Raw genomic sequence first — 15,909 nt, forward strand, 5'->3', positions numbered from 1 at the left:
CCGCACGGCCGTCGTAATCTGGCAATCATGAAACAGTGCACGCACTCCGACGCGCTGCCCCACCCCGAACCCGTCCCGCTGAGCGAGACGTGTCTGGAGTGTCTGCGAGACGGCACCCACCCGGTACAACTGCGGCTGTGCCTGACGTGCGGGCACGTCGGCTGCTGCGACTCCTCGCCGAGCCGGCACGCCACGGAGCACCACAAGGAGTCCGACCATCCCGTGATGCGCACCTTCGAACCCGGTGAGAACTGGCGCTGGTGCTTCGTCGACCACGTCCTGGTTTGACCGTGCTCGCGTGAACTTCTGAGGTGGTGCGACCGTTGAACTCATGAGACGCCCCGGCCGTCCGGCGGGTACGGTTCGACCATCTGACGCCTGGGTACGTCAACCCGGCGCGCCCTCTTCCCATTTGGGCCCGCAGACCTCTAGACACGGAGCGTGTTCACAGCTTTACTGTGAGTGACGACCAGGGGGTTGGGGTCCCGGGAACAGGAAACTTGAGAGCGCGATAGCGTCACCGCTGCACCACACACGCGTTACCCCGGGGGGCGACCCTCGGCCCCGAAAAGCTTGTACCACCTTGGAGGTGAGGGTGTCCCAGATCGCAGGCGAGCCCGCGACCCAGGACTTCGTGGAAGTCCGGCTGCCGGCTGCGGGTGCCTACCTGTCGGTGCTGCGGACGGCCACGGCCGGCCTCGCGGCCCGTTTGGACTTCACCCTGGACGAGATCGAGGACCTGCGCATCGCGGTGGACGAGGCCTGCGCGATCCTGCTCCAGCAGGCCGTGCCCGGCTCGGTTCTCAGTTGCGTGTTCCGACTCGTCGACGACTCGCTCGAGGTCACCGTCTCGGCGCCGACCACGGACGGACACGCCCCCTCGCGCGACACCTTCGCCTGGACCGTCCTGTCCGCCCTCGCGGGCAAGGTGTCCTCCGCCGTCGACGAGGACAAGACCGTGACGATCAGCCTCTACAAACAACGCGGCGCGGGACCCGGGCCGGCGTGAGGAACGGGGACGGGCCGGTGCGGGACGAAGAGCGCGGCACACGGGAGCTGCCGGCCGACAACGCCGAGATGCCAGCCTCTCCGGACGGTTCCCGACGTATGGCGGACGGTGTCGACGGCATCCCCGAGCAGGCCCGGCCGCATCCGGAGGACGACTCGGCCTGCGTACGGACGGAGCTGCCGGAAGGCGCCGTGCAGGGCTCGCTTCAGGAGAGGCGTAACGGGGGCTCGCCCCCAGGCCGAGCAGAGGCGAGGGCTCGACAGAGGGCGACGGGCGGGACGATGAGCGAGCACGAGCGAGACGGCGAACAGAGCGTGCCGGGCACGCAGCACGAACCACCACCCCCACCGGCACCACCGGCGCCGCCGGCGACCCCGGCGCCCCCCGCACCGGGGGACCGCAGCGGGGCACGGGCGATGTTCGTCGAGCTGCGCGGCCTGAGGGACGGCAGTCCCGAGTACGCGGAGATGCGCAACCAGCTGGTCCGGATGCATCTGCCGCTGGTCGAGCATCTCGCGCGCCGCTTCCGCAACCGCGGCGAGCCGCTGGACGACCTGACCCAGGTCGCCACCATCGGCCTGATCAAGTCGGTCGACCGCTTCGACCCGGAGCGGGGCGTGGAGTTCTCCACGTACGCGACCCCGACGGTCGTCGGCGAGATCAAGCGGCACTTCCGCGACAAGGGCTGGGCGGTGCGGGTGCCGCGCAGGCTCCAGGAGCTGCGCCTGGCGCTGACCACGGCGACGGCCGAGCTGTCTCAGCAGCACGGCCGCTCCCCCACGGTCCACGAGCTCGCCGAGAAGCTGGCGATCTCGGAGGAGGAGGTCCTGGAGGGCCTGGAGTCCGCCAACGCGTACTCCACGCTCTCCCTGGACGTCCCCGACACCGACGACGAGTCGCCCGCGGTCGCCGACACCCTCGGCGCGGAGGACGAAGCGCTGGAGGGCGTCGAGTACCGGGAGTCGCTCAAGCCGCTCCTGGAGGATCTCCCGCCGCGCGAGAAGCGGATCCTGCTGCTGCGGTTCTTCGGCAACATGACCCAGTCGCAGATCGCGCAGGAGGTCGGCATCTCGCAGATGCACGTCTCCCGGCTGCTGGCGCGCACGCTGGCCCAGCTGCGGGAGAAGCTCCTCGTCGAGGAGTAGTCGAGAGCGGTCGAGGAGTGGTCGAGAGGCAGCCGAAGAGCAACGCTCACTCCGATGTGCGGCCGGGCCCCCGGATCCCGAGGGCCCGCGTCGTCTCCCCGTTGACGAGCAGCACGAGCGAGGCGACGGCCGCGGCCGCGAGCGCGATGCCCGCCGGGATCGCCATGCTGTCGGCCTGCAACAGGTTGTAGGCCACCGGCAGCGCCATGATCTGCGTGATGACGGCGGGCCCCCGGCTCCAGCCGCGCAGCCCCAGCAGTCCACGGGCGGCGAGCAGCGGCAGCAGCGCGAGCACGAACAGCGTGATCCCGCCGGTGACGGCCTGCTGACGGTCGTCCGGTTCACCGGTGATCCCCAGGGCGAGCATCCACACCCCGCCGACGACCAGCGCCAGCCCCTCCAGGGCGACGAGCGCGGCGGCGTACGTCAGCCGGCGGGGGCGGGGTTCTGCGGTTTCCGGGGCGGCGGGGGTCTGCTCACTGCTCACCCCTGAAGGGTAGCCCGCACCCGCCGGCGGACCTCGGGCCGCCCACGCGCGGGTGCACGGCGCTCGTGTCCAGCCTCACTCCGTGATGTCTTACCCGATCCCCACCTCGGCCTGTGCCCGGTACCACCCAGTAGGTACGCTGCAACTCATGCGTGCACTTCTCGTGGTCAATCCGGCGGCAACCACTACGAGTGCACGGACGCGCGACGTCCTCATCCACGCGCTCGCGAGCGAGATGAAGCTCGAGGCGGTCACGACCGAGTACCGCGGTCATGCACGTGACCTGGGCCGGCAGGCCGCGGACAGCGGAAACGTCGACCTGGTGGTCGCCCTCGGCGGCGACGGCACGGTGAACGAGGTCGTCAACGGCCTTCTGCACGACGGCCCGGATCCGGGCAACCTGCCCGGCCTCGCGGTGGTGCCCGGCGGTTCCACCAATGTCTTCGCCCGCGCCCTGGGTCTGCCCAACGACCCGGTGGAGGCCACCGGCGCCCTGCTGGACGCTCTGCGTGAGAACAGCGAGCGCACGGTCGGGCTCGGTCTGACCTCGGGCACGCCCGGCACGGAGGACGAGGCGGTGCCCTCGCGCTGGTTCACCTTCAACGCCGGGCTCGGTTTCGACGCCGGAGTGGTGGGCCGGGTGGAGCAGCAGCGGGAGCGCGGCAGAAAATCCACACACGCTCTTTACCTCCGGCAGGCCGTCCGCCAATTGTTGGGCGAATCACAGCGCCGGCACGGGTCGATCACCCTGGAGCGGGCGGGTGAGGAGCCGGTGACCGATTTGGTGCTGTCCATAGTCTGCAACACGGCTCCGTGGACCTATCTGGGCAATCGCCCGGTGTACGCGTCGCCTAAGGCCTCGTTCGATACAGGGCTCGACGTACTCGGTCTCAGCCGTCTGTCCACCGTCGCGGTTGCCCGATATGGCACCCAGATGCTCACTTCGTCCCCCGAACGGGGACCGCACGGCAGGCATGCCGTGTCGCTGCACGACCTGGACCAGTTCACCTTGCATTCGAAGGTCCCGTTGCCCCTCCAGATGGACGGCGACCACCTGGGGCTGCGAACGAGCGTGACGTTCACAGGCGTACGCCGTGCACTGCGTGTGATTGTGTGAGCAGAAAGGGCTGAAGTCCTTTCACTCGAACGTTTAGGCCAGGATCCACCCCATGGAAGTACGGCTGTGACCTAGTCGACACCGAGGAATCAAAAAAAACTTTCCGGTAGGGGTTGTATCCGCCGCTGAGGTTTGCGAGTCTCTACGTGGCGATCGGGACAGCCCGCAACACCGGCATCCACTGATCACCGGAACCCCTCTTCAAACACACAGGACCACGCCAGTCATGCTGGCGGGTTGGCCCTTCACTTGTTGAGGGATTCGTGAAAGCGTTCACATTCACAAGCAACCTGCACGTAATACCAAGGAGAGGTAGCAGCCATGGACTGGCGTCACAACGCCGTTTGCCGCGAGGAAGACCCCGAGCTCTTCTTCCCCATCGGCAACACCGGTCCTGCGCTGCTGCAGATCGAGGAAGCCAAGGCCGTCTGCCGTCGCTGCCCGGTTATGGAGCAGTGTCTGCAGTGGGCGCTCGAGTCCGGCCAGGACTCCGGCGTCTGGGGTGGTCTCAGCGAGGACGAGCGCCGTGCCATGAAGCGTCGCGCCGCCCGCAACCGGGCCCGTCAGGCCACCGCCTGACAACACCCGCCCCACAAGCCTGAGCTTGGCGGCGCGTACAGCGAGTACGCATCTCCCGCCCCCGAGCCGCAGCGCGCAGTACCCCCGATGCGCAGCACAAGCTGGCAACGAGCATTCGAGCCCCGGACCCCTGAACGGTCCGGGGCTTCTTGCTGTGCGCAGCCGGCCTTACGGACCTCTTACCTCTGCTCACTTCCGCGAGTTGCTTCCGCGAGTTGCTTCTGCGGGTCACTTCTGCGAGACCACCGGGATGTCCAGGATCACCTGCGTGCCGCGGTCCGGTGCCGGGACCATGTCGAAGGTGCCGCCCAACTCGCCCTCCACCAGCGTCCGGACGATCTGCAGGCCGAGGTTGCCGGAGGTGTGCGGGTCGAAGCCCTCGGGGAGGCCGACGCCGTCGTCCTGGACGGTGACGAGGAGGCGGGCCTCCTTCGTGCCGCCGCCGCGGACCGCGGAGACCTCGACCGTGCCGGTCTCGCCCTCGCGGAAGCCGTGTTCCAGGGCGTTCTGGAGGATCTCAGTGAGGACCATGGACAGCGGGGTGGCGACCTCGGCGTCCAGGATGCCGAAGCGTCCGGTGCGTCGGCCGGCGACCTTGCCCGGTGAGATCTCGGCGACCATCGCCAGCACCCGGTCGGCGATCTCGTCGAACTCCACCCGCTCGTCCAGGTTCTGGGACAGCGTCTCATGCACGATGGCGATCGAGCCGACCCGGCGGACGGCCTCTTCGAGGGCCTCACGGCCGCGCTCGGACTCGATACGGCGGGCCTGCAGACGGAGCAGGGCGGCCACCGTCTGGAGGTTGTTCTTCACCCGGTGGTGGATCTCCCGGATGGTCGCGTCCTTGGTGATCAACTCGCGCTCGCGGCGGCGCAGTTCGGTGACGTCACGGAGCAGGACGAGCGCGCCGATGCGGGTGCCCTTGGGCTTGAGCGGGATCGCCCGGAACTGGATGACCCCGTCCTTGGCCTCGATCTCGAACTCGCGGGGCGCCCAGCCGCTGGCGACCTTGGCGAGCGCCTCGTCCACCGGACCCCGGGTCGGGGCGAGTTCGGCGGTGGTCAGGCCCAGGTGCTGGCCGACCAGGTCGGAGGCGAGGCCCATCCGGTGGTAGGCGGACAGCGCGTTCGGGGAGGCGTACTGGACGATGCCCTCGCCGTCGACCCGGATCAGGCCGTCGCCGACGCGCGGGGCCGCGTCCATGTCCATCTGCTGGTTGGGGAACGGGAAGGAGCCGGCCGCGATCATCTGCGCGAGGTCGGAGGCGCTCTGGAGGTAGGTGAGTTCCAGGCGGCTCGGGGTGCGCACGGTGAGCAGGTTGGTGTTGCGGGCGATGACGCCGAGGACCCGGCCCTCACGCCGTACGGGGATCGACTCGACCCGTACGGGGACCTCCTCGCGCCACTCCGGGTCGCCCTCGCGGACGATCCGGCCCTCGTCCAGGGCGGCGTCCAGCAGGGGGCGGCGGCCGCGCGGGACGAGGTGGCCGACCATGTCGTCCTGGTAGGAGGTGGGGCCCGTGTTGGGGCGCATCTGGGCGACGGAGACATAGCGGGTGCCGTCGCGGGTGGGGACCCACAGGACCAGGTCGGCGAAGGACAGGTCGGAGAGCAGCTGCCACTCCGAGACCAGCAGGTGGAGCCACTCGAGGTCGGAGTCGTCGAGTGCGGTGTGCTGGCGTACGAGTTCGTTCATGGAGGGCACGTCTGCGAGCGTACCTGTGGGTTTGTCGGGGGCCTAAATGCGCCGAACGGCGCGCGATCCGCTCAGCGGCCCGGGAAGCGGTCCGGGAAGAGGCCCGGAAACACCCGCGGGCCGCGGCGCCTGAGAGGGACCCTCAGCCCTCCCGGCACCGCAGCCCGGAGCAATACGGCGAGCGGGGTGTGCGGTCCCACAGGCCGAAGGTGAGGAGCCGGGGCAGTCAGGGCAGAGAGCTCCGGGTCCTCGATCCGCCTTCCTGTGCGGGGAAGACGGAGGTTCTTGTGCTGTTTCCGCACCATCCATTGTGGACTAGACCACTAGGGGTGTCCATGCCCTACCGTCCACAACGCAGCCTAGCCTGTAGGGGTTCCTCCACGGAGTGAGATACGAGGGGCAATTTCGGGGAGCCCTGCTAGATTGGTCTAAACCACATAGCGGATACGCAGCGATACGAGAACGGCAGGCCAGCGTGGAAGTTGTCATCGTTTCGGACGCCCGGTCGGGTGGCGAGCTCATCGCCGAGGCCATGGCACAGCTCCTGCGGCGCAAGCCGGACGCGCTGCTCGGCGTGGCCACCGGCTCCACCCCGCTGCCCATCTACGAGGCGCTCGCGGCCAAGGCGCGCGCCGGCGCGGTGGACACCGCGCGGGCGCGGATCGCCCAGCTCGACGAATATGTGGGGCTGCCCGCCGAGCACCCCGAGTCCTACCGCTCGGTGCTGCTGCGCGAGGTGCTGCAGCCGCTGGGCATCGGCCTGGAGGCGTTCCTCGGCCCGGACGGCACGGCCGAGGACGTGCAGGGCGCCTGCGAGCGCTACGACCGTGAGCTGACCGAGGCCGGCGGGGTGGACCTCCAGCTGCTCGGGATCGGCACCGACGGACACATCGGGTTCAACGAGCCCTGCTCCTCGCTGGCCTCGCGCACCCGGATCAAGACGCTGACCGAGCAGACCCGCGTCGACAACGCGCGCTTCTTCGACGGCGACATCGAGCAGGTCCCGCACCACGTCATCACCCAGGGCATCGGCACGATCCTGGAGGCGCGGCACCTGGTGCTGCTCGCGACGGGCGAAGGGAAGGCGGACGCGGTCGCGGCGACCGTCGAAGGGCCCGTCGCCGCGGTGTGCCCGGCCTCGGCGCTCCAGCTGCACCCGCATGCGACGGTCGTCGTCGACGAGGGGGCGGCGTCGAAGCTGAAGTTTGCGGACTACTTCCGCCACACCTTCGTCAACAAGCCCGGCTGGCAGGGGATCTAGGCGAGGCACGACGAGGCGCCGGTTCCTTTCGGGGGAACCGGCGCCTCGTCGTGCCGCAAAGACCTCACGCGCCCGCAAAGACCTCACGCGCCCGCGATGACCTCCGCCGCCGCGCGGCCGCAGACCCTGGCCGCGCCGTGGGTGGCGATGTGCAGGACGCCTCGCGGCGGGGCCTGGGGGACGCCCATCTCGACGACGATCGTGTCCGGGCGGGCCGTCAGGACGGTGTCGAGGGCGGTCGTCATCCAGGGGTGCCGGTGCTCGTCGCGGACCACCACGACGATGCGCCGCTCCCCCGCCGCGACCAGCGCCGCGTGCCCGGCGTCCGCGCCCGCGAAGCCGGCCGTCTCCGTCCCCGGCAGCAGTCGCAGCAGCTCCGCGGCCACGCCCCACGGGGTCTCGTCCCCGACGGCGATGTTCGCGACCGGGGTGAACGCGGCGACGAACGGGGGCTCGACGAGCGGCGTGAACACATCGCCGCCGGTGAGGCGCAGGGCCCGACGGGCGGCGACCAGGCCGACATCGGCGCGCCCGGCGTGCGCCGGGCCGTCAGGCGTGTGGCCGGCGCCGCCGTCGGCCTTGGCCTCCGTCGCCGTCCAGCGGGCCAGCGCGCGGACGCGCTCCGCCGCCTCTGCCAGGCGTTGTTCGGGGAGTTCTCCGGTGCGCACGGCCGTGACCAGGGCGTCGCGCAGGCGGCGCACGGTCTCGTCGTCCGCGAGGCCGCCGCCCACGCAGATGGCGTCGGCGCCGGCGGCGATCGCGAGGACGCTGCCGCGCTCGATGCCGTAGGTCGCGGCCACGGCCTGCATCTCCATGCCGTCGGTGACGATCAGACCGTCGTAGCCGAGTTCCTCGCGCAGGAGGGTGGTGAGGATGCGGGGGGACAACGTTGCCGGTCGGGCGGGGTCCAGGGCGGGGACCAGGATGTGCGCGGTCATGACGGCACGGCTGCCGGCGGCGATGGCCGCGCGGAACGGGGTCAGTTCGCGTTCCGCGAGGACCGCCGGGTCGGCGTCGATGCGCGGGAGCGCGTGGTGGGAGTCGACCGCCGTGTCGCCGTGGCCCGGGAAGTGCTTCGTGCAGGCCGCGACGCCCGCCGACTGCAGGCCGGTGACATAGGCGGCGGTGTGCCGGGCGACCAGGTCGGGGTCGGCGCCGAAGGAGCGGACCCCGATGACCGGGTTCGCGGCGTTGGAGTTGACGTCCGCGGACGGGGCCCAGTTGAGGTTCACCCCGCACTCGGCGAGCCGGCGGCCCAGTTCGGCGGCGACCGCCAGCGTGAGGGAGACGTCGTCCACCGCGCCCAGCGCGTGGTTGCCGGGGAAGCTGGAGCCGGTGCGCACCTCCAGGCGCGTGACGTCTCCGCCCTCCTCGTCGATCGCGACCAGGACGTCGCCGCGTTCGGCGCGCAACTGGGCGGTCAGGGTGGCGAGTTGTTCGGGTGAGGTGATGTTCCTGCCGAACAGTCCCACCGACGCCAGGCCCTCGCCGAGCCGGCGCAGCAGCCAGTCGGGGGCGGTGGTGCCGGGGAAACCGGGCTGCAGGACCGTCAGGGCGTCGCGCGTGAGCCTGTCTCTGTTGGACGCAGTGGTGCCGCTGGCGAATGTGGTCATCGGGGGCGTTATCCCTTCACGGCGCCCGCGGTCAGCCCCGCGGCCATCTTGCGCTGGACGAGGAGGAAGAGGGCGACGATCGGTAGGGCCATCATCGTGGCGCCGGCCATCATCGGGGCGTACTCGGTGCCGTGCTTGGTGGTGAAGTTGCCGAGCCAGACGGTCGCGGTCTGGTTCTTCTGGCTGAGCAGCATCAGGGCGTAGAGGTACTCGTTCCAGGCCTGGATGAAGCCGTAGACCGAGGTGGCGACCATGCCGGGGGCGAGGAGGGGGAAGACGACGCGGACGAAGGCGCCGGTGCGGGAGCAGCCGTCGACCATCGCGGCCTCCTCCAGCTCCTTCGGGATGTTGACGATGAAGCCGCGCAGCGTCCACACCGTGAAGGGGAGGATGAAGGTCAGGTACGTGATGATCAGACCGGTGAGCTTGTCGTACTGGCCCAGGTCGTTCAGCAGCAGGAAGACCGGGATGATCATGGCGACGAGCGGGACCATCTGGACGGCCAGGATGCCGACGATCACGATCTTGCGGCCGCGGAAGGCGAACCGGGAGATGGCGAGGGCGGCCAGCATCCCGACGACGACGCCGATCACGACGACCGCCAGGGAGACGATCAGGCTGCGGCCCACCGGGCCCCAGAAGTCGGCGATGTTCAGCGCGCGGCTGAAGTTGGAGAGCGTGAAGCCCGTCGGCAGCAGGCTCGGGTCCGGGTCGATGGCGTCCTTCGCCGGCTTGAACGCCGTGTTGAGCATCCAGTAGACGGGGAAGCCGACGACGGCGAAGACCAGCAGACCGACGAGGTTCCAGCCGAGTTTCGACCGCCGCGGAGCGGAAACCGTGCTGCTCATTCGACCTCTCCGATCTTCAGCATCTGACGCATGTAGACGGCGACCACCCCGAGCAGCAGCAGCACGGTGATCAGGGCGATCGCCGAGCCCTGTCCGTAGTCGTTGACCACGAACGCGCGGTCGTAGGAGTACGTCGTCAGGAGCTGGAACTCGGCCTCGGGATGCCCGTTGCGCATCACGAAGACCTGCGGGAACACACCCATGTCCCAGATGACCGACAGGGTCGTGAGCATCACGATGATCGGCTTGAGGATGGGCAGGGTGACGTACCGGAAGACGCCCCAGGAGCCCGCGCCGTCGAGGCGGGCGGCCTCCTCCAGTTCGGCCGGGACCTGGGTGAGGCCGGCGCTGAGGGTGATGACCACGAAGGGGACCGCGCCCCAGATCACCAGCAGCATGATGACGGCCAGGCCCTGCGGTCCGCTCGCGAACCAGTTGTGGCCGATCAGCTCGACGCCGGGCAGCTTGCTCAGGACCGCGTTGAGGATGCCGTAGTCGGAGTCGAACAGCCACTTGAAGACCGTGGTGGCGACGATGACGGGCATGCCCCAGCTGGCCACCAGCGCGATGTTGATCAGGGTCTTCACCCAGCCGGAGACCCGCTGGAGCAGCAGGGCGATCAGCATGCCGAGGACCATCGTGAGGATCACACAGCCGGCCGCGAAGACGATCGTGCGGACGACGACCTGCCAGAACTCGCCGTCGCCCAGCACCCCCGCGAAGTTGTCGAACCCGACCGACTCGGCCGGCTGGAAGCCCCAGAGCTGGGACTGCCCGAACTTCTGGAAGGAGAGGGTGACCAGCCGGATCAGCGGATAGCCCATGACCAGGGCGAGGATCAGCAGACAGGGGGCGAGGAGCAGCCAGGGAGTGCCGGCGGGTGAACGTCTCGCCCGTGGTCTTCTGGGTGGCGCGGGCGGTGGGGGCGACGGCCGCGTCGGCGGCGCCTTGGCAGGGGTGGTCGTGTCTGCGGCACTCATCCGCGCGCTCCTCAGCGGTCCCTCGGGTCGTACGAAGGCGAAGTCCCGTACGAGTCGTTCGGGTCGTTCGAGTCGTCGGGTCGTTCAGGTCGTTCAAGTCGTTCGGGGGGGGAGGCAGGGCCCGGCGCGTCGCGGGGCCCTGCCCTCAGGTCACTTGGTGTTGATGACCTTGTCGATGGCGGCGTCCGCTTCCTTCGCGGCGGCCTCGACCGTCTGCTTGCCGGTGCCGATGCTCTGCAGCATGGTCTGCAGGACCTGGGCCTTCTCGACCTGTCCCCAGCCGGGGGCCATGGGGACGAACCAGTTGGACTCGGCGGCGGTGGCCGGGACGGCGGTCGCCGGGTCGTTCTTGAGGGTGGCGAGGTCGGTCTTGTTGTTGGGCAGGTTGCCCTTGGCGATCAGGCCCTTCTGGCCGGAGGGGCCGGTGAAGGCGTTGATCCACTCGGCGGCGAGGTCCTGCGCCTTGGACTTCACCGGGACGGCGAGGTCGGAGCCGCCCAGGAAGACCGGGAGGTTCTTGCCGGACGGGCCGGGCATCACGAAGTTCTCGACGTTGCCGGCGAGCTTGCCGGTCTTGTCGTTCTCCTTGGCCGCCGCGGTCGCGCCCTCCCAGGCGGGGGCGAAGATCATGCCGGACTTGCCCTGGCCGTAGACGATGTAACGGTCGGACTCGTCCTTGGTCTTGTCGCCGTGCATGTACTTGTCGACGACGTTCTTGAAGTCGGTGAGGCCCTTGATGGACTCGGGCGAGGACAGGCTGGCCTTCCACTGGCCGCCGTCCTCCTTGGCGATGGAGCCGCCGGCGTCGTAGACGAAGGACATGGCCGCGTACCAGTCGCGGGTGGGCTGGTACCAGGCGGAGAACTTGTCGCCCTCCTTCTTCTGGACCTTGTCCAGGGCCGCGGTCAGCTCCGCGTAGGTCTTCGGCGTGGACTTGACGCCCGCCGCGGCGAAAACGTCCTTGCGCCAGTTGGCGACGCGGCCGCCGGCGTAGTACGGCACGCCGTAGGTCTTGCCGTCGTAGGTCACCGACTCCTTGAGGCCGTCCAGCCAGGCGGAGGAGTTGTCGAACTTCGAGGCGTCGAGGGGGGCGAACGCGCCCTTGACCATGTAGCCGAGCATCTCGGTGTTGCCCATCTCGACCACGTCGGGGGCCTTGTCGGTGGCGAGGACCGCGTCGAGCTTGGCGTTCTTGTCCGGCCAGCCGTAGTACTCGTGGGTGATCTTGACGCCGGGGTGCGCCTTCACGAGCGCCGCGTCGGCCGCCTTCACCAGCTCGGGCCAGTTGTTCTGCGCGTCGACGGTGAGCCAGACGGTGAGCTCCTTCGCGTCGGAGCCCTTCGAGTCCCCGCTGCCGCCGTCGTCCCCGCACGCCGCGATGGACACCATCATGCCCGCGATACCGATCGCGGCTATCAGCTTGCGCTTCACGCCATCCTCCTCAGGGATGCCCACACCCCCCCGCCCACCAGCCGGGACCTGGACCAATGGTGTAGACCAGTGCGCAGAGCTTGGCTGAGACCAATACGCCTGTCAAGGGTGGCCGAAACGCCTTTGACCAGCCGTTATGGGACCTACATATGCAGGAACCTTTAAGTAAGAAGCCGTCGAAAACATCACCCCCGGAAGACACGGCTCCGGTAGACCACTTGCCCTGGTGGACTAGACCAGAAGAGGCGGCGACGGTATACAGAAGGGATCACGGAGTGCGCGGGCCGCCCGATAGGCTGCCGTGCCACGATGTGACCGCATCCGCAGCCGGGAAGGCAGGCCATGAGCACCGACGTCAGCAGTGCGGAGAACGAGGGTGGGGCGACCGTCCGTACCGCGCGTGTGCCCAAGTACTACCGCCTCAAGAAGCACCTGCTGGACATCACGGAGACACAGTCCCCGGGCACCCCGGTGCCGCCCGAGCGCACGCTGGCGGCCGAGTTCGACACCTCGCGCACGACCGTCCGGCAGGCGCTGCAGGAACTGGTCGTCGAGGGCCGGCTGGAGCGCATCCAGGGCAAGGGCACGTTCGTCGCCAAGCCGAAGGTCTCCCAGGCGCTCCAGCTCACCTCGTACACCGAGGACATGCGCGCCCAGGGTCTGGAACCGACGTCTCAGCTGTTGGACATCGGCTACATCACCGCCGACGACCGGCTCGCCGAGCTGCTCGACATCACGGCAGGCGGGCGCGTGCTGCGCATCGAGCGGCTGCGCATGGCCAACGGCGAGCCGATGGCGATCGAGACGACCCATCTGTCGGCGAAGCGTTTCCCCGCCCTGCGCAGGTCGCTCGCCAGGTACACGTCGCTGTACACCGCGCTCGCCGAGGTCTACGACGTCCATCTCGCCGAGGCCGAGGAGACCATCGAGACCTCCCTGGCCACCCCGCGCGAGGCCGGCCTGCTCGGCACCGACGTGGGTCTGCCGATGCTGATGCTCTCCCGCCACTCGCTGGACAAGGAGGGCCGGCCGGTGGAGTGGGTCCGGTCGGTGTACCGGGGCGACCGGTACAAGTTCGTCGCACGCCTGAAGCGGCCCACCGAGTGAGGATCTTGTAGTCGTATACGGAGGCGGTCTTCCGCTGCGCTTATTCGTCCCTTACATTGCCTGCGCATTACAACGGTGATCAAGGCGATCAGCGAGGGGATGGAGCCGCCGATGTCAGATGCCCCGGAAGTGCCGAAGGAGCCGGTGGTGACGCCTGTGCGCGTCGTCATCGCCCTGTGTCTGTTCGCGCCGTTCGTGGCGATGCTGTGGGTGGGTTCGTACGCGAAGGTCGATCCGGCGTTCATCGGGATCCCCTTCTTCTACTGGTACCAGATGCTGTGGGTGCTGCTGTCCACCGCGCTCACGGTGACCGCGTACAAGCTGTGGCAGATCGACCAGCGCGGCCGTAGGACCCGGAGCGGGGGTGCGGCGGAATGAACGACGGCGTGAACGGCGTGGCACTCGCCGTCTTCATCTTCTTCTTCCTGGCCGTCACGGCCATGGGCTTCCTGGCCGCGCGCTGGCGCAAGGCCGAGAACGAGAACAGCCTCGACGAATGGGGCCTGGGCGGCCGGTCGTTCGGCACCTGGGTCACCTGGTTCCTGCTCGGCGGCGACCTCTACACCGCGTACACCTTCGTCGCCGTCCCGGCGGCGATCTACGCGGCGGGCGCGGCCGGCTTCTTCGCGGTGCCCTACACGATCCTCGTCTACCCGCTGATCTTCACGTTCCTGCCCCGCCTGTGGTCGGTCTCCCACAAGCACGGCTATGTGACGACCTCCGACTTCGTGCGCGGCCGCTGGGGCTCGAAGGGCCTGTCGCTGGCGGTCGCCGTCACCGGCATCCTGGCAACGATGCCATACATCGCGCTGCAGCTCGTGGGCATCCAGGCGGTGCTCGACGTGATGGGCGTCGGCGGCGGCGAGGACACCAACTGGTTCGTGAAGGACCTGCCGCTGCTGATCGCGTTCGGCGTGCTGGCCGCCTACACCTACTCCTCGGGCCTACGGGCCCCCGCGCTGATCGCGTTCGTGAAGGACACGCTGATCTACATCGTCATCGCGGTGGCGATCATCTACATCCCGATCAAGCTCGGCGGCTTCGACGACATCTTCGCCAAGGCGGGCGAGGCGTTCAGCCAGACCAACCCGGCGACGGGCAAGCCGCGCGGCGCGCTGGCGCCGGGCGAACCCGGTCAGTGGACCTACGCGACGCTGGCGTTGGGCTCGGCGCTCGCGCTGTTCATGTACCCCCACTCGATCACGGCGACGCTCTCCTCCCGCAGCCGTGAGGTGATCCGCCGCAACACCACGATCCTGCCGCTGTACTCCCTGATGCTGGGCCTGCTCGCGCTGCTCGGCTTCATGGCGATCGCCGCCGGGGTCAAGGTCACCAACGGGCAGCTGGCCATCCCGCAGCTGTTCGAGGACATGTTCCCGGCCTGGTTCGCGGGCGTGGCGTTCGCGGCGATCGGCATCGGCGCGCTCGTGCCGGCGGCCATCATGTCGATCGCGGCCGCGAATCTCTTCACGCGCAACATCTACAAGGACTTCATCAAGCCGGACGCGACGCCCGCGCAGGAGACCAGGGTCTCCAAGCTGGTCTCGCTCCTGGTGAAGGTGGGGGCCCTGGTCTTCGTCCTCACCATGGACAAGACCGTCGCCATCAACTTCCAGCTGCTGGGCGGCATCTGGATCCTGCAGACCTTCCCGGCCCTGGTCGGCGGCCTCTTCACCCGCTGGTTCCACCGCTGGGCCCTGCTCGCCGGCTGGGCGGTCGGCATGCTCTACGGCACGGTCGCCGCGTACGGCGTCGCCTCCCCGACCCAGAAGCACTTCGGCGGCTCGTCGAAGGAGATCCCGGGCCTCGGCGAGATCGGCTACATCGGCCTGACGGCGTTCGTCCTGAACGTCGCCGTCACGGTGGTCCTGACCTTCGCCCTGAAGGCGCTCAAGGCTCCGGAAGGCATCGACGAGACCAAGCCGGAGGACTACACGGCGGACGCCGGCGACCCGGGCGTCCAGAAGGAACTGCCCCCGGCGACGGCGAACGCCGGTCACTGACCCGAGGAACCGGGCGAAGCACGCGGAGGGCCGTCGGAGACATCCGGCGGCCCTCCGCCCTGTGCGTGTCGCACACTGCCTGGCATGGACATCCACATCCGGGCAGTACGACCCACCGAGCACGACGCCCTCGGCGAACTCACGGCCCGCGCCTACCTGGACGACGGGCTGCTCGACTTCGGCGAGAGCGACGAGTACCTCCACGAGCTGAGGGACGTCGCGAAACGTACGGCCGCCGCCGAGGTGCTGGTCGCCGTGGAGGGCGACGCGGTCCTCGGCGGAGTGACCTTCGTCCCCTCGGGGGGTGCGATGGCCGACATCGCGCGCCCCGGCGAGGCCGAGATACGGATGCTGGCGGTCGCGCGCGAGGCGCGCGGCCGCGGCGCGGGCGAGGCCCTCGTGCGGGCCTGCCTCAACCGGGCGCGGGCCGCGGAGGGCTGCACGGCCGTCGTCCTGTCGACCCAGCGCACCATGGCGGCCGCCCACCGCATCTACGAACGTCTCGGTTTCGTCCGCACACCAGAGCGGGACTGGAATCCCCTGCCGCACCTGGACGACATCACTCTCCTCGCCTACAAGTTGACGCTCTGAAACCAGCGCGACACAACATCTGGGGGTGACACGACAGCCGGGC

General features: G+C 69.2%; 16 protein-coding genes. 10 read left to right on the forward strand and 6 right to left on the reverse strand.

Features of this window, described 5'->3' with window-relative positions; all coding sequences use genetic code 11:
- The first annotated feature begins 27 nt into the window (after positions 1 to 27).
- From ACWD4O_RS03370 to ACWD4O_RS03380, 3 genes are all read left to right on the forward strand, one after another.
- Entirely contained in the window at positions 28 to 288 is a 261-nt protein-coding gene (locus ACWD4O_RS03370; RefSeq protein WP_358801172.1) for a UBP-type zinc finger domain-containing protein, read from the forward strand.
- Positions 289 to 595: 307 nt separating this feature from the next.
- Positions 596 to 1,009 carry an ATP-binding protein gene (locus ACWD4O_RS03375; RefSeq protein ID WP_020130755.1) on the forward strand — a complete coding sequence of 138 codons (414 nt, stop codon included), beginning with the start codon at positions 596 to 598 and terminating at the stop codon, positions 1,007 to 1,009.
- The gene (locus ACWD4O_RS03380) at positions 1,006 to 2,154 is read left to right on the forward strand and encodes an RNA polymerase sigma factor SigF (RefSeq protein WP_451276978.1); all 1,149 of its coding nucleotides are present in this window, start codon (positions 1,006 to 1,008) and stop codon (positions 2,152 to 2,154) included. The genes ACWD4O_RS03375 and ACWD4O_RS03380 overlap by 4 nt, the downstream gene beginning before the upstream one ends.
- Before the next feature lie 46 nt (positions 2,155 to 2,200).
- Here the strand turns inward: ACWD4O_RS03380 and ACWD4O_RS03385 are convergent, their stop codons facing one another.
- On the reverse strand, positions 2,201 to 2,641 hold the full coding sequence (locus ACWD4O_RS03385; protein WP_451276980.1) for a hypothetical protein: 441 nt from the start codon (positions 2,639 to 2,641) through the stop codon (positions 2,201 to 2,203).
- 148 nt (positions 2,642 to 2,789) lie between these two features.
- Here ACWD4O_RS03385 and ACWD4O_RS03390 point away from each other — a divergent pair, with 148 nt between their 5' ends.
- Positions 2,790 to 3,758: a diacylglycerol/lipid kinase family protein gene (locus ACWD4O_RS03390; protein WP_451277714.1), complete on the forward strand. Its 969-nt coding sequence runs from the start codon at positions 2,790 to 2,792 to the stop codon at positions 3,756 to 3,758.
- Between the two features lie 321 nt (positions 3,759 to 4,079).
- Positions 4,080 to 4,337 (forward strand): WhiB family transcriptional regulator, encoded by a 258-nt coding sequence (locus ACWD4O_RS03395; protein WP_006380970.1) that lies wholly within the window; start codon positions 4,080 to 4,082, stop codon positions 4,335 to 4,337.
- 228 nt (positions 4,338 to 4,565) lie between these two features.
- Here the strand turns inward: ACWD4O_RS03395 and ACWD4O_RS03400 are convergent, their stop codons facing one another.
- Positions 4,566 to 6,032 carry a sensor histidine kinase gene (locus ACWD4O_RS03400; protein ID WP_451277716.1) on the reverse strand — a complete coding sequence of 489 codons (1,467 nt, stop codon included), beginning with the start codon at positions 6,030 to 6,032 and terminating at the stop codon, positions 4,566 to 4,568.
- A 475-nt stretch (positions 6,033 to 6,507) separates the two neighbouring features.
- On the opposite strand from ACWD4O_RS03400, the gene nagB reads away from it, so the two are divergent.
- Positions 6,508 to 7,293, forward strand: coding sequence for a glucosamine-6-phosphate deaminase (gene nagB / locus ACWD4O_RS03405; RefSeq protein ID WP_451276982.1), 786 nt, complete (start codon positions 6,508 to 6,510; stop codon positions 7,291 to 7,293).
- 83 nt (positions 7,294 to 7,376) lie between these two features.
- Here nagB and ACWD4O_RS03410 read toward each other — a convergent pair whose 3' ends face one another.
- From ACWD4O_RS03410 to ACWD4O_RS03425, 4 genes are all read right to left on the reverse strand, one after another.
- Positions 7,377 to 8,906, reverse strand: a complete 1,530-nt coding sequence (locus tag ACWD4O_RS03410; RefSeq protein WP_451276984.1) for a glycoside hydrolase family 3 protein — start codon at positions 8,904 to 8,906, stop codon at positions 7,377 to 7,379.
- Positions 8,907 to 8,914: 8 nt separating this feature from the next.
- Entirely contained in the window at positions 8,915 to 9,754 is an 840-nt protein-coding gene (locus tag ACWD4O_RS03415) for a carbohydrate ABC transporter permease (RefSeq protein WP_451276986.1), read from the reverse strand.
- Positions 9,751 to 10,734, reverse strand: a complete 984-nt coding sequence (locus tag ACWD4O_RS03420) for a carbohydrate ABC transporter permease (RefSeq protein ID WP_451276988.1) — start codon at positions 10,732 to 10,734, stop codon at positions 9,751 to 9,753. The genes ACWD4O_RS03415 and ACWD4O_RS03420 overlap by 4 nt, the downstream gene beginning before the upstream one ends.
- A gap of 150 nt (positions 10,735 to 10,884) precedes the next feature.
- Positions 10,885 to 12,165 (reverse strand): extracellular solute-binding protein, encoded by a 1,281-nt coding sequence (locus ACWD4O_RS03425; protein ID WP_451276990.1) that lies wholly within the window; start codon positions 12,163 to 12,165, stop codon positions 10,885 to 10,887.
- A gap of 342 nt (positions 12,166 to 12,507) precedes the next feature.
- Between ACWD4O_RS03425 and ACWD4O_RS03430 the strand changes: the two genes are divergently transcribed.
- From ACWD4O_RS03430 to ACWD4O_RS03445, 4 genes are all read left to right on the forward strand, one after another.
- Entirely contained in the window at positions 12,508 to 13,272 is a 765-nt protein-coding gene (locus ACWD4O_RS03430; protein WP_451276992.1) for a GntR family transcriptional regulator, read from the forward strand.
- A gap of 111 nt (positions 13,273 to 13,383) precedes the next feature.
- The gene (locus ACWD4O_RS03435) at positions 13,384 to 13,650 is read left to right on the forward strand and encodes a DUF3311 domain-containing protein (RefSeq protein ID WP_451276994.1); all 267 of its coding nucleotides are present in this window, start codon (positions 13,384 to 13,386) and stop codon (positions 13,648 to 13,650) included.
- Positions 13,647 to 15,275 (forward strand): monocarboxylate uptake permease MctP, encoded by a 1,629-nt coding sequence (gene mctP, locus ACWD4O_RS03440; protein WP_451276996.1) that lies wholly within the window; start codon positions 13,647 to 13,649, stop codon positions 15,273 to 15,275. Before ACWD4O_RS03435 ends, mctP begins: the two co-directional genes overlap by 4 nt.
- A gap of 84 nt (positions 15,276 to 15,359) precedes the next feature.
- A complete protein-coding gene (locus tag ACWD4O_RS03445) occupies positions 15,360 to 15,866 on the forward strand; it encodes a GNAT family N-acetyltransferase (protein WP_451276999.1) in 507 nt (168 codons plus the stop codon).
- Positions 15,867 to 15,909: the final 43 nt, after the last annotated feature.

The organism is Streptomyces sp. NPDC002623, assembly GCF_053592635.1.